Source organism: Brevibacterium sp. ZH18 (genome assembly GCF_022748595.1).
Classification (GTDB): Bacteria; Actinomycetota; Actinomycetes; order Actinomycetales; family Brevibacteriaceae; genus Brevibacterium.
Genome location: NZ_JALDSX010000027.1, coordinates 37,007 through 50,078 on the forward strand (window position 1 = coordinate 37,007; position 13,072 = coordinate 50,078).

The 13,072-nt window shown below is 63.6% G+C and carries 10 protein-coding genes; 1 reads left to right on the plus strand and 9 read right to left on the minus strand.

Annotation, left to right across the window (positions count from 1 at the left end; genetic code table 11):
• Positions 1-88: 88 nt before the first annotated feature.
• The 9 genes from MPN20_RS11020 to MPN20_RS11060 all read right to left on the minus strand — a co-directional run bounded on the left by MPN20_RS11020 (position 89) and on the right by MPN20_RS11060 (position 11,440).
• Positions 89-688, minus strand: coding sequence for a hypothetical protein (locus MPN20_RS11020; RefSeq protein WP_242782087.1), 600 nt, complete (start codon positions 686-688; stop codon positions 89-91).
• Positions 685-1,650: a D-2-hydroxyacid dehydrogenase gene (locus tag MPN20_RS11025; protein ID WP_242782089.1), complete on the minus strand. Its 966-nt coding sequence runs from the start codon at positions 1,648-1,650 to the stop codon at positions 685-687. Before MPN20_RS11025 ends, MPN20_RS11020 begins: the two co-directional genes overlap by 4 nt.
• Positions 1,592-3,310, minus strand: a complete 1,719-nt coding sequence (locus tag MPN20_RS11030) for an MDR family MFS transporter (RefSeq protein WP_242782091.1) — start codon at positions 3,308-3,310, stop codon at positions 1,592-1,594. The genes MPN20_RS11025 and MPN20_RS11030 overlap by 59 nt, the downstream gene beginning before the upstream one ends.
• A 44-nt stretch (positions 3,311-3,354) precedes the next feature.
• Positions 3,355-3,999: a TetR/AcrR family transcriptional regulator gene (locus MPN20_RS11035; RefSeq protein WP_242782093.1), complete on the minus strand. Its 645-nt coding sequence runs from the start codon at positions 3,997-3,999 to the stop codon at positions 3,355-3,357.
• A 330-nt stretch (positions 4,000-4,329) separates the two neighbouring features.
• Entirely contained in the window at positions 4,330-6,513 is a 2,184-nt protein-coding gene (gene dnaG, locus MPN20_RS11040; RefSeq protein ID WP_242782095.1) for a DNA primase, read from the minus strand.
• 3 nt (positions 6,514-6,516) lie between these two features.
• Positions 6,517-7,824, minus strand: coding sequence for a deoxyguanosinetriphosphate triphosphohydrolase (locus MPN20_RS11045; RefSeq protein ID WP_242782097.1), 1,308 nt, complete (start codon positions 7,822-7,824; stop codon positions 6,517-6,519).
• 2 nt (positions 7,825-7,826) lie between these two features.
• Positions 7,827-9,017, minus strand: coding sequence for a tRNA dihydrouridine synthase DusB (dusB, locus tag MPN20_RS11050; protein WP_242782100.1), 1,191 nt, complete (start codon positions 9,015-9,017; stop codon positions 7,827-7,829).
• A gap of 57 nt (positions 9,018-9,074) precedes the next feature.
• Positions 9,075-10,736 carry an ATP-binding cassette domain-containing protein gene (locus tag MPN20_RS11055; RefSeq protein WP_242782107.1) on the minus strand — a complete coding sequence of 554 codons (1,662 nt, stop codon included), beginning with the start codon at positions 10,734-10,736 and terminating at the stop codon, positions 9,075-9,077.
• A gap of 155 nt (positions 10,737-10,891) precedes the next feature.
• A complete protein-coding gene (locus MPN20_RS11060) occupies positions 10,892-11,440 on the minus strand; it encodes an XRE family transcriptional regulator (protein WP_242782109.1) in 549 nt (182 codons plus the stop codon).
• Positions 11,441-11,509: 69 nt separating this feature from the next.
• On the opposite strand from MPN20_RS11060, the gene MPN20_RS11065 reads away from it, so the two are divergent.
• Complete coding sequence (locus MPN20_RS11065; protein ID WP_242782111.1) at positions 11,510-12,898, plus strand: L-lactate permease; 1,389 nt, start codon at positions 11,510-11,512, stop codon at positions 12,896-12,898.
• Positions 12,899-13,072: the final 174 nt, after the last annotated feature.

Sequence of the window (13,072 nt, forward strand, 5' to 3'; positions counted from 1 at the left end):
TCTGAGTTCGGCAATCTCTCCTGACGACGAAGACCCCCACTGCTGTGGGGGTCTTCGTCGTCAGCGGGTCATCGCATTCAGTTCTCAATCAGCGACGTTCCTCTTCAGCCCGCTCGTTCAAGACGGCTTCGTGGAGCCAGATCGGGGTGAATGTCGCGAATCGGGCGGCCAGTTCGCCGTCGCTGTCGAGGATGACGGCGAGCCGATCGTCGGCACCGTCCAACTCGTTCGCCCAGATCGGACCCAGACACGCCAGCAGCGCGCAGGCCAGCACGACGGCGATCGCAAGTATCGGCGTCGCCGACCAGAGCATCCATCCGAGCAGGAGACCGAGGATGGCGAATCCGATCGCGATCGCCATGCCTCCTGTCCGCGACCGAGGTGCGCGTGCACTCGCGGGGCGAGCTGCGGCGACCGAGTCGAGGATGTCGCGATTGATTCTGGTCCATGCGACGATGGCTGCCAGTGCGCACACGATCCCAATGGCGATGAGGCTGAATGCGGAGAACAGAAGCACGGCGTCCACACGGGTCCCCTGCGCCTGCATCGCCGCCCCGAGGCCCGCGACCAACATTGCCAACGCGAGCACCAGCATGCTCAGTAACCGAGCTCGGCGGACGGCGATGAGTTCTGCCAGAACCCGCGCCAGGAGTGACCGCTCAGCAGCTGAGTCCGGCCGGTCGGTCATCGCACATAGCCCAGCTGCTTGTCGACAGTGTGAGGGAAGGCCTCACCAGCCGAATACCTCTCGAACAGATCGAGGAACTGATCGGCCAGTCGTATGCGCCAGCCGTCGGTGTCGCCGCTCATGTGCGGAGTGACGATGACGTTGTCGGCTCGCCACAGCGGGTGTCCTGCCGGCAGTGGCTCCTCGTCGAAGACGTCAAGTCCTGCGCCGGCGATCTGACCTGATTCGAGCGCGGTGACCAGCGCTGCGGTATCCACGGTGGCGCCACGTCCGGCGTTGATGAAGAACGCGTCCGAGTCCATGGCGGAGAACACCTGGGCATCGATGAGCTTCTCCGTCTTATCGGTCAGCGGAGCGATGTCGATGACCCAGTCGACTCCGGCCAGGTGAGAAGGCAGATCTGCCGAGTCGATGACCGTCCCGAAGTCCGCGTCGCCTTCGCGGGCGCGGCTGCCGGCGCCGAAGACGGAGACGTCGAGTGCTTTCAGGACTCGAGCGATCTCCCGACCGATCGACCCGGTACCGACGATCACCGCCTGCGAACCAGCCAGGTCACGAGTCGAATGACGGTTCCACACGGTGTTGCGCTGGTCCTCCAGCGACCGCAGGGTGTTCTTCGACAGCGCAAGCATGTATCCGAGGACGAATTCCGCGATCGGCCGGTCAAAGACTCCTCGCGCGTTGGTGACGAGAACATCGGACTCAGTGAGCTCGTCGAAGAGCAGCGAATCCACGCCAGCGGCAGCGGCGTGGATCCACGTCAGAGCATCTGCGTGGTCGAACTCGTCCCGCAGTGCGGTGGAGAAGAAATCCCAGAGCAGAAGAACCTCGGTGCCGGGGAGGGCTGAGCCGAGCTCATCCGCCCCGACGATCCGAAGTTCGACGTTGTCCCGTCGGCCCAGATCAGTGAGCCGGTCGGGGACGTGAGTCCCGGGTGCGTTGAGAATCGTCAGTACCGTCATCGGTCGACTCCTTACGAATAGTCTGGACTGCCAGACTATCCGATGGGCCGTCCTCAACTGCCACGCGTTCACGTTTCGCTGTTTCGCTCTTCAAGCTCTTGGCCAGCGGCGTGTTCGGCAGGAAGCACAGGAACAGGAAGCCGAGCACGGCGAGGGGCGCAACCCACAGGTACAGCGGAACCAGAGCGTCGTTGTACGAATTGATGATGAGCGAGTGCAGCGGCTCGGGCATATCGGAGACGATCTTCGGCGTCAATCCCGATGAGGAGACCTTCGGCATCGGGTGCGAAGGAGCGGATGTTGCGAGGTTCGTCATCCCCTCCTTGATGTTGTCGAGCAGGCGCTGAGTGAAGACCGACCCGATGAAGGCCATACCCAAGGTCGCACCGACCTGGCGGAAGTAGTTGTTCGAAGCAGTTGCCGTTCCGACCATGGCGACCGGGAATGCGTTCTGCACGACGAGGACGAGCGTCTGCATGCTCAGGCCGAGTCCCAGGCCCAACAGAGCCAGGCAGGCGATGGTCTCCCATGCGGCGCTGTCGGCCTTGAGTTGGGAGAGCAGAACCATCGAGCTGGCCATGAGCAGCACGCCGACGAGCGGGTACTTCTTGTACTTTCCGGTGCGCGAGACCACGAAGCCGACGACCGTCGACGAGATGAGCATGGTGCCCATCATCGGCACCATCATCAGGCCCGCGACGGTGGCATCGATTCCGTGCACCATCTGCAGGTAGGTCGGCATGTACGAGAGCACACCGAACATTCCGACGCCGATGAACAGACCGGCAATCGTACACAGCAGGAAGTCCCGGTTCTTGAACAGGTACATCGGGATGACAGGTTCACTGACCTTGAGCTCGACGATGATGAACGCGATGAGGGCAAGGGCGCCGACGACGATGAGTCCGTTGATCTGCCATGAGCCCCATTCGTAGTCGTGGCCGCCCCAGGCAGAGGTGAGGACGATGCAGGAGGTGATGATCGAAACGAGGGCCATTCCGGCGAAGTCAATCTTCGGCCGCGGTCCGCTGTGGTGCTTGGGCACCTTGAGGAAGATAGCGGCGGCGATGAGAGCGATGATTCCGAGTGGGAAGTTGATGGCGAAGGCCCAGCGCCAGCCGGGACCTTCGGTCAGCCAACCGCCGATGAGCGGCCCGGCGACCGAGGACACGGCAAAGGCGGAGCCCATGATTCCCATGTACTTGCCACGTTCGCGAGCAGGCACCACCGACGCGATGATCGACTGCGACAGGATCATCATGCCACCGCCGCCGATGCCCTGAAGGACACGGCCGAAGATGAGCATCGACATGTCGTTGGCGATGAGGGCGAAGACCGAACCCAGCAGGAAGCAGCAGATCGCGAACATGAACAGGGGTTTGCGGCCGAACAGGTCGCCTACCTTGCCGTAGATGGGCATCATGATCGTCGAGGCGAGCATGAACGCTGTCGACACCCACAGCATCTGATCAACGCCGTCGAGTTCGCCGACGATCGTCGGCAGAGCTGTTGCCAACACGGTCTGATTGAGCGAGAACATAAACATCGCGATCATCAGACCAACGAAGAGCAGGATGATCGCGGATGTCTTCATCGGCTCTGTGTCGTTGTGGTCTTCCACCGCTTTTGGTTCTGCGGGGGTTGCTGCAGTGTTGGTCATTTCTCCGGTCCTCAGCGCTTGGTTTCTTCTCATCACAGCCTTTGTCATAGTCGGTTCAGAACTTTAAGGAAGAGCCCCAATGATTCTTCGAAGATCTCTTTGGTGCCGCCCTTGTCATCCACGAGCTCCGGCGATCGCTTGATCGTCTGGCCCGCGTGGTTCAACGGCACGCGACACATCTGGGTCAGCATCCTGGCGCTACGCCAAGCCGAGTCTTCGCTGGCGAACTCCTGGCCCAGGAAGCGAAGGCGATTCAGCACATGACCTGCCAAGAGCTCTTCAAGAGCCTCCGCTCTGTCGAAGCGCTTGCTGACCAGCTCCGGGTACCGAGCGAAGAGCTTCCGTCGTCTTGCCGGCAGTCCGGGATCGGTCGATCCGATCAGCAGAGCTTCACGGATGAAGAGAGAGGTGTCTGCGGCCAAGTCCTCGATGCCTGTTTCAGCAAGTACGTAGGACTCGACAAGGTGCTCGTCGATGTTGGATTCGTCGAGCCCGACGATGGCGTCTTCCTTCGTTGCGTAGTAGTTGAAGAACGTACGAGTGGAGACACCTACGTCGGCGGCGATATTGGCCACGGTCGCGCACTCGAGACCCTCCTCGAGAACACGCGTGATCGCAGCCTCATGTAGGGCGTGACGGGTCAGGCGCGCTTTTCTCGAGCGCAGAGTCTCGGTTTCGATATCGGGCATGACAACATTTTTGCATCTCATGCAAGTTTTCACCAACTGCAAAATTGCAATTGTGCACTATTTCACGTTCGCCGACGGCATCGGGGAATGTTCAGCCACACCATCGGGGACTATTCGCCGACGGCATCGGGGAATGTTCAGCCACACCGTCGGGGACTATTCGCCCACGGCATTGGGAAATGTTCAGCAACACCGTCGGGGACTATTCGGCGACGGCATCGAGGATCGTTCAGCCATGGCTTCAGGGATCGTTCGGCCATGGCCTCAGGGACTATTCAGCCACGGCCTCGGGGAATTCGGCACGCGTACGACGTCCGCGCCCGAGCCGAGTCACATCAGCGTCTTGAGCCGCGCACGATGCTGTTCGAGTACCTGCAGCTGGCCCAGAAGCGCTGTCTGCGCGCCGCTGTCGGTGGTGTCTTGGCGCTGGAGCCGAGAATGGAGTTCCTTGGCAATCCGCTCGAGGTCGTAGTCGAAGAGCCTGGCCACGATGCCGCGCGCGAATCGGTCTGCGCTCACTCCCTCTGCGACAGGCAGCGGAGATACGAGCAGTTGAGTGACATACGGTTTGAGATCCTCTGGACTCGCAGCCAGAACGTTCTCGGCCCACCGTGCAGGATCCGCTCCGGCCGATTTCAGTCCGCCCGCTTCCTTGAGCGCCACTTGGATCCGCCGATAGCCGGGGTGCTCGAAGGCCTTGGCCGAGAGGGAGTCGAAGAGCTTCGCATTGACGAATTCCGGGTTCTGCAGCGCCACCATCAGCGCGCCCTTCTCCGTCTTCAGACGGGCAGGACTGATCGGAGCCGATAGGTTGGAGTCATCGGGACGCTCATCGTAGACGTATTCGATCGCCGTGTCGGCACCGTCCGCACCGACCGCCACGCCGGCCGCCGCAGCCGGCGTTCCCACCGGAGGCGTGGCGCCGGCAGCTGCCTGCTGGAACCCGGACGAGGGTCGGCCCCCATTCCCATTCCACTGCTGCCCCTGGCTCTGCTCAGCACTGCGGGCTGGGCGTCCCTGGCCTGGCTGAGCCTGCCCGGCTTGTCGGGGCTGAGCCTGCCCGGCTTGTCGGGGCTGAGCCTGCCCGTCTTGTCGGGACTGAGCCTGTCCCGCCTGTCGGGACTGAGCCTGACCGGCCTGGCTCTGTTGTGTGGGCTGCGCCTGCTGGCCGTGGGCGGGTGAGGATTTCTGCGGCCGTTTGCGAGCCTCTCTGACTGCAGATTCCACTTCGTCGATGTCGACGCCGATGCGTCCGGCGACGAACCGGTAGTAGTGGCTAAGACTGTTGCGGTCACGAATGTCGGCGAGGATGTCCGCACTGGCTTTGACCGCAGAGATCCGGCCCTCCACGGAGTCGAGGTCGTATCGCGAGATCGCGGTCGTGATGACGAACTCGAACAGCGGTTTGCGGCCGTCGATGAGTTCCCGAAGCGCCGCGTCGCCTTTCTGCATCCGCAGGTCGCAGGGGTCGAGCCCGTCGGGTTCGACGGCGACGAAGGTCTGGGCGGTGAATTCGGACTCGAATTCGAAGGCCTTCAAGGCCGCCTTCCGCCCTGCGGCGTCCCCGTCGAACGTGAAGATCACGGCTCCGGTCGGGTCATCTCCGAGAAGTCGCCTGATGATCTTGACGTGTTCTGCGCCGAAGGCCGTGCCGCACGTCGCCACAGCCTGGTCGACACCGGCCAAATGCGCGGCCATGACGTCCGTGTAGCCCTCGACGACGACCACGCGTTTGGTCTTCGCGATGGACTTCTTCGCCAGATCGAGGCCGTAGAGGACCTGGTTCTTGTGGTAGAGAGCAGTCTCCGGGGTATTGAGGTACTTCGGCCCCTGATCGTCATCGAACAGCCGCCGGGCACCGAAGCCGATGGTGCGTGAAGTCATGTCTTTGATCGGCCAGACGACGCGTCCGCGGAACCGATCGTAGATGCCGCGACCACCCTCGCTGGCCAGTCCGCCCGCAAGGATCTCCTCATCGCTGAAGCCCGCCTTCTTCAGCTGGCTGGTCAGAGCGTCCCAGGACTTCGGTGCGAACCCGAGCCCGAAATCGCGGGCCGCCTGGTCGGGAAACCCTCGCCCGCTCAGGAAATCACGGCCGACCTGACCTGCTTCGGTTGCCAACGACTGCGTGAAGAAGCGCTGCGCGACCTCGTGCATCTCCAGCAGACGCTGACGTCGGCTGGCCTGTTCGCGGTCTGGACCTTTGCCGTCTTCATAGGTCAGGTGCATGCCGATCCGACCGGCCAAGGTCTCGACGGCTTCGACGAAGCTGAGCTGTTCGACCTTCTGCAGGAAGGTGAAGACGTCGCCGGACTCTCCACAGCCGAAGCAGTGGTACATGCCCACCTGCGACCTGACGGTGAACGATGGGGTCTTCTCGTCATGGAAGGGGCACAGGCCCTTCTGGGAACCGATTCCCGCGGTTTTGAGCGTGACGAATTCGCCGACGACCTCGTCGATGCGTGTACGGCTGCGAAGCTCGTCGATGTCCTCGCGCTTGATCAGTCCTGCCATGGTCTAGAGACGGTCCCCCGCCCCGGCTTTGAGCTGGTGGTAGAACGCCCAGGCCGAATGGTCGGTCAGGGAGGCGATCTGGTCGACGACGACGCGGAGTCGAGCACCGTCGTCGGCCGCTTCGAAGTAGTCGGAGCGGAACATCGGGTCGAGTTTGGCCGGTGACTCCGAATACCACTGAGCCAGCTCGGTGATGACCGCCGACTGGATGTCGTGGAGACGCAGTCGGTCCTCGGCGACCATGACGGTCAGCGTCGCCATACCCTTGAGGACCGCGATCTCCGTGACTGTGGATTCGGGTACGACCAGGGAGGCCGCGTAGCGAGCCAGGGGCTCCCACCCGAATTCCTCTCGGGTCGCGGCCTCGGCGGCTCCGACGAACCGGCCGATGAGCTGGCTCGTCATGTGTTTGAGGGTGGCTTGGGCTCGCCGGGATCCGTCGTAGGTCTCCGCCGGCCAATAGGCCGTGGCCTGCAGACGCGACAGCGCCTTGTCCATCTCATCGTCGCTCGTCGTCGGCAGGTACCACTTGCGGGTGATGTCGAAGAGCGCACCGCGACGTTCCGGTTCCGCGAATTCGCTCAGGCGCAGGTGACCGGCCACGATGGCATCTTCGACGTCATGGACCGAATAGGATATGTCATCGGCGAGGTCCATCACCTGGGCTTCGATGCACTTCTTGCCGTTGTCGATGCCGTCGCGGTAGAAGTCGAAGACTCCCCTGTCATCGTCATAGACGCCGAACTTCCGCACTCCGGAGTCGCGTCGGCCGCTCGCCGCTTCATCTCGGGGCCAGGGATACTTCGTCAGCGCATCGAGACTCGCCCGGGTCAGGTTCAGTCCCGCAGGTCGGCCGTCGTCGGCGATGACCTTCGGTTCGATCCTCGTGACCAGACGCAACGTCTGCGCGTTGCCTTCGAAGCCGCCGATGCCGGCGCAGAGGGCATCGAGGATCGTCTCCCCGTGATGGCCGAAAGGCGGGTGCCCGAGGTCATGGCTGAGGCAGGCGGTGTCGACGATGTCAGGATCGCAGCCGAGGTAGCGGGCGAGTTCACGTCCGACCTGGGCGACCTCGAGGGAGTGGGTCAGCCGGGTCCGGACGAAATCGTCCGTACCGGGTTCGACCACTTGGGTCTTGGCACCGAGGCGGCGCAGTCCGGCCGAGTGCACGACCCGCGCCCGGTCGCGTTGGAACGCCGAGCGGCGGGGGTTCTTCGCCGGTTCGCTCACCCATCGTTCCTCGTCCTGTGGCGAGTAGACCGCGACGGAGCCCGAACGCACCTCGGTGCGCGGGTGAGAGTCGAATGGCATCGTCACCCTCCCGAGATGTCGAGCTCGGCCTCGGAGAGAAGGGACTTCCCACTCGAGTCGAAGATGCGGGAGTCGAGCCAACCTTCTGGCAGGTGCGGCTTCTTCGGTCGCGTGGTCCTGCCCCGTGAACCCTCCGCGGCTTCCCCCGGATATGGGGCGTCCTGGTCGAGCTGGCTGAGCAGCTCGGCGAGTTCCTCCAATGAGGACACCATCGCCAGCTGGCTGCGCAGCTCTCCCCCGACGGGATAGCCCTTGAAGTACCAAGCGATGTGCTTGCGCAGATCGCGGACTCCGTAGAACTCGTCCTCATAGTATTCGGCGAGGTACTGACCGTGCTTGTAGACGGCCTGTGCCACCTCGGCGAGTCCGGGCCGGAAGCGTTCGTCGCTGCCGTTGAGTGCGTTCGCGAGGTCGCCGAACAGCCATGGACGCCCCTGGCAGCCACGACCGATGACGACACCGTCGCACCCGGTGCGACGCATCATCTCGAGCGCGTCCTCGGCCGCGAAGATATCGCCGTTGCCCAAGACCGGAACCGTATCGCCGAGGTGGTCCTTGAGTCGGGCGATCGCGTCCCAATCCGCTTTCCCTGAGTACAGATCGGCGGCCGACCGGCCGTGCAGAGCCACTGCCGCGACTCCCACGTTGCGTGCCATCTCACCGGCGTCGAGGAACGTCTGGTGATCGGCGTCGATGCCCTTGCGCATCTTCACGGTCACTGGGACGCCTCCGCGCGAGGCCTCTCTGACGGCCGTGGTCACGATGGCCTCGAACAGATCCTGCTTCCAGGGCAGGGCCGAACCTCCGCCCTTGCGGGTGACTTTGGGCACAGGGCACCCGAAGTTGAGGTCGATGTGGTCGGCACGGTCCTCTTCGACGAGCATCCGCACGGCCTGACCGACTGTGACGGGGTCGACCCCGTAGAGCTGGACCGATCGCGGGGTCTCGTAGGGCTCATGCCGGATGATGCGCATGCTCTTCTCGTTGCGTTCGACCAGGGCTCTCGATGTCACCATCTCGGTCACGTAGAGGCCGGCGCCGTATTCGCGGCACAGGCGTCTGAACGCAGTGTTGGTGATGCCTGCCATCGGCGCGAGCACGACGGGAGACGACAGCTCGATGGGACCGATGCGCAGGGGCTCGACGGTGGCTGGGGATACGGATTCTGGGGCAGGACTGATGACACTCACCATGTCATTATCCCCGAGCCGTCAAATGATTGGCCACCCGCACAAGCAGACGCTGTCCTCTCACGATCGCGCATATGACCCCTCCGTCTCGTCCGTCTCGTTCTGATCTCTGTCCACATCAACCTGTTCCGGGACCAGAAATTCCCGAACGTCCCATTCGACGTCGAGTCGCAGCTCCTCGGCGAGGCGATCATCGTGGGTGATGACGATCATCGCGCCGCCGAATCCGTCCAACGCCGTCACCAGAGCAGCCAGCGATGACAGGTCGAGGTTGTTGCCGGGCTCGTCGAGGATGAGCAGCTGCGGCGCGGGGTCCTGGAGCAGGCTCTTCGCCAAGGCCACGCGAAACCGCTCGCCTCCCGACAGGGTCGAGCAGAGCTGTTCGGTCCGGCCCGCCCTCAGTCCCATCGCCGCCAACACCTCGTGGACGCGGTGCGGTCCCAGACTATGGTTGTCCTCCCTTACTGCCGCCATGACGGTGAGCGTCGGCGGCAGCCTGTACTGCTGGTCGAGGTGGCCGGTCGGAACCGGGACGGTGAAGCGCAGGTCGGGAAACAGTGCGTCGATCGGAGCTCCGATGTCGTGCCGACCGACGATCGCCGCCAACAGGGTTGATTTCCCCGAACCGTTGGCTCCGCTCAGCCTGATGCGCTCGGGACCGACCACTGTGCGCGGCTGGGCCAGCACTCCCCCGGTGATGTCGAGGACCCGTTTCCCGGAGTGGACCACCGTCTCCGGCAGATCCAAGCGAATGCTCGAGTCCCTGCGCAGGGCGTCCTTGGCCGCTTGAGCTGAGGACCGGGCGTTCGCCTCGTCGGCCGCCTTGTCTCCACGCCTCTTCGCGGCGCTCTTCTGAGCGAAGTCCGTGAGCCCGTTCATGACGATCTTCGGCCGGCGCTTGTTCTCCTTGTCCTTGGCCGCCTTCCGGTCCCCCCGTGCCAGTTTCGTCTCGAGTTCGATGCGCTGACGCTTCTCGATCGCCAGTGACTTCTCGGCGTCGACGAGGCGGGCAAGCTTCGCTTCCTCCTCGGCTGCGACCATGGACTCATAGTCGTCGAAGTCTCCCCCATAGATCCGCAGCTGATCCGTCATCTCGACGATCGCTGTCACAGCGCTCAGGAGTGATCGGTCGTGAGAGATCACAAGGCTTGGACCCATCCTCTCCGTGAGCAGGGAGATGAGCCGCCGACGGCCCGCCTCGTCGAGGTTGTTGCTGGGTTCGTCGAGGATCAGCCAGCGCTCTCCCGCCAGTGCGGCCCGTGCCAGACCGATGCGCATGGCCTGCCCACCAGAGAAGGTGCTCAATCGCCGGTCGAGGGCGTCGGCATCGAAAGCCAAGTCGAGATCGGCCAGCGCGCTCAGCGCTCGCTCCTCAATGTCCCAGTCGTCGCCGATGATCTCGAAGTCATCGGGGTCGCCGTCACCAGCCAAGACCTTTGACAGTGCGGACCTGGTTCCTGCGATCCCCAGCGCCGAGGCAACACTTTCGTCGGTGTGCGGAAGCAGCTGATCGATGTAGACAGCGTCTTCGGCACCGGTGACGTTGCCCGTACTTGGACTGAGCCGGCCAGCGATGATCGTAGCCAGGGTGGATTTGCCCACCCCGTTGTCCCCAACAAGTCCGACCAGTCCGGCGGGGATCGTTGCGGTGAGTGAGCTGAAGATCTCGGTATCGTCGCCGAGGCGGTATCCGAGTCCGGAGATGGAGATGGCAGAAGGCATCAGTGACCTCATTTCGTGCACGAAGCTGCGTTGCGGGCCCGTAGCACCCGCAGAGTGCGGAAATGAGGGATTACTTCACTGGTTCAATACCTGACGCCGGAGATGGGACGCTATCAGGATGCCCGAGGCGACACGACCGAGTCAAGGGAGTTCTCTCACACGATGATGAGCATGAGTTCGGCCGGTCGGTCGGTCGGGTTGGCCAGCTGATGTGGCACATCGCCGGGCGCTTGGGCGCAGTCTCCGGCGTGCAGGATCGTGCGGCGGTCGATCGTGACGATCTCGATGGTGCCGGAGAGGATGAAGAACGTTTCGCGAGACCCGCTGCGGTGCGCCGCGAACGAGGCGGTCTCGCAGCGGGGATCGAGTTTGTAGTGCACGACCTCCATGTTCTCCCGCGGCGCAGGAAGATCGCGACGCCAGGTTCCGACACCGTAGCTCTCATGGCTGACGATCGAGTCGCTGGGAGTGATGACCACCTCGGGAGCGGCGAGCAGCTCTCCCACATCGACGCCCAGGGCACGGGACAGACCCATCGCGTTGGAGACCGAAGTATCCTGTTCGCCTCGTTCGATCTTCGACAGTGCAGCCCGGGAAATTCCGGCGCGGACCGCGAGCTCGTTGAGGGTGAGGTCGTTGTACTTGCGTCGGGCTCTGATGCGTGCCCCGAACACTCGGGCACCGAGATCCTCTGTCTTCGCCATTCCCACATCATAGTTTATTCTTGAATAGCAGAATCAATTCCACCAAGTGAAATTAGGGAAATCTCTGACATGACGGCACTGCTGGCGCTCGCACCCATTGTGCTCGCCATCGTCCTGCTCGTATTCAAGCAGCCCTCGTGGATCTCGGCCACTGCCGGTGTCATTGCGGCCACTGTCCTTGTCGCCCTCTTCTTCCCCACCCCCGCCGCGACCCTGACCGAGGCCGGAGCCCACTACTTTCCGCTCATCCTCGAGGTCGCGCTCATCCTCCTCTTCGGCATGGCCCTGGCCCGCCTGCTCGAAGCAGCGGGGTCGATGCGCGAGATCTCCGCATGGGTCGAGGCCGCTGCGCCGAGTCGGTCTCTGGGAGTCGCACTCGTCGTCTTCGGCCTCGTGCCCTTCGCGGAGTCCGTCACCGGGTTCGGCATCGGCGTGACGATCGGCGTCCCAGTCCTGCGCCTGCTCGGCTGCTCGCTGCGGCAGTCGGCGATCCTCGGCCTGCTCGGGCTCATCGCCGTCCCCTGGGGCGCTCTTGGCCCAGGCACGACCGTCGCCGCTGCGCTCGCAGGGCTCGATGTCGACGCCCTCGGCGTCGCCACTGCCTGGGTCAATGCGATTCCGGTCATCATCGTCGCCGCCTCGGTGATCCTCATCATGCGCCCCAGCCTCGTCTCCGCGCTCGGGATCATCGCAGCGGCTGCACTGATGTGGACAGGCATCCTCATCGCGAGCATCACAGTCGGCATGGCACCGGCCGGGATCATCGGCTCGCTCATCGTCATCGTCGCGATGGGGGCACTCTTCGTCGCACGCAGACGATTCACCGGCTTCACCCGACGACTGGGAATCGCCGTACTGCCCTATGCCACACTCACCGTCGGACTGCTTCTGGCCCGTGCCTTCGCATCCGCCGTACCCTCACCGCTCACCCGGATCATCGCCTCTCCCCCATTCTGGCTCGCCGCCGCCTGCCTGATCGCGGCCATCACAGTCACCTCACGGCGCACCGTCGCGCTGTCGGCCGCGCGCTCGTGGCTGCCCATCGGGATGGGCACTGCCGCGTTCATGCTCATGGGCTGGATCATGACGACGACAGGCATGTCCGCGGCAATCGGCACGCTGCTTCCCGCTGGCCTCATCCTCATGACACCCTGGCTGACCGCGACCGGCGCAGTGGTCACCGGGTCGAACACGGGGGCGAACTCGATGTTCACCGGCACGATCGGCGCGGTTGCCGCAGCCTCACATGTCTCTGCTCTGCCCGTGGTCGCCGCCGGAAACGCGGCAGGATCACTCGCGGCGCTCGCCGCACCCCCACGGGTGGCAATGGCCGTGCAGATGGCAGACCCATCGGGACCCGCCTCGGCGGATGATGTCAGCTGGGCGCAGGGACGAGCACTGCTGGTGGCAGGACTCAACGCACTGGCCATCGGCCTCTGGATCCAGTTCACGACCTAGAAGCCCGCAACGAGGGCATGCGGGTTCGAGAACCAGGCGACATGCAGTTTCGCTAACCAAACGCGGAGAACCGGGCGCGGAGAACTAGGGCATGTCTCCTTTATTGGCGGAGCCATGTCAGGATCGCGCTGATCACGACGGCCGCTCGATAGGTGATGGCGAGCTTGTCGTATC

Coding starts and splice junctions, on each gene's coding strand:
- MPN20_RS11055 (WP_242782107.1), bottom strand. CDS start 10,736: ATGCCTTCTGCCATCTCCATCTCCGGACTCGGATACCGCCTCGGCGAC.
- MPN20_RS11025 (WP_242782089.1), bottom strand. CDS start 1,650: ATGACGGTACTGACGATTCTCAACGCACCCGGGACTCACGTCCCCGAC.
- MPN20_RS11020 (WP_242782087.1), bottom strand. CDS start 688: ATGACCGACCGGCCGGACTCAGCTGCTGAGCGGTCACTCCTGGCGCGG.
- dnaG (WP_242782095.1), bottom strand. CDS start 6,513: ATGGCAGGACTGATCAAGCGCGAGGACATCGACGAGCTTCGCAGCCGT.
- MPN20_RS11045 (WP_242782097.1), bottom strand. CDS start 7,824: ATGCCATTCGACTCTCACCCGCGCACCGAGGTGCGTTCGGGCTCCGTC.
- MPN20_RS11035 (WP_242782093.1), bottom strand. CDS start 3,999: ATGCCCGATATCGAAACCGAGACTCTGCGCTCGAGAAAAGCGCGCCTG.
- MPN20_RS11060 (WP_242782109.1), bottom strand. CDS start 11,440: ATGGCGAAGACAGAGGATCTCGGTGCCCGAGTGTTCGGGGCACGCATC.
- MPN20_RS11065 (WP_242782111.1), top strand. CDS start 11,510: ATGACGGCACTGCTGGCGCTCGCACCCATTGTGCTCGCCATCGTCCTG.
- dusB (WP_242782100.1), bottom strand. CDS start 9,017: ATGGTGAGTGTCATCAGTCCTGCCCCAGAATCCGTATCCCCAGCCACC.
- MPN20_RS11030 (WP_242782091.1), bottom strand. CDS start 3,310: ATGACCAACACTGCAGCAACCCCCGCAGAACCAAAAGCGGTGGAAGAC.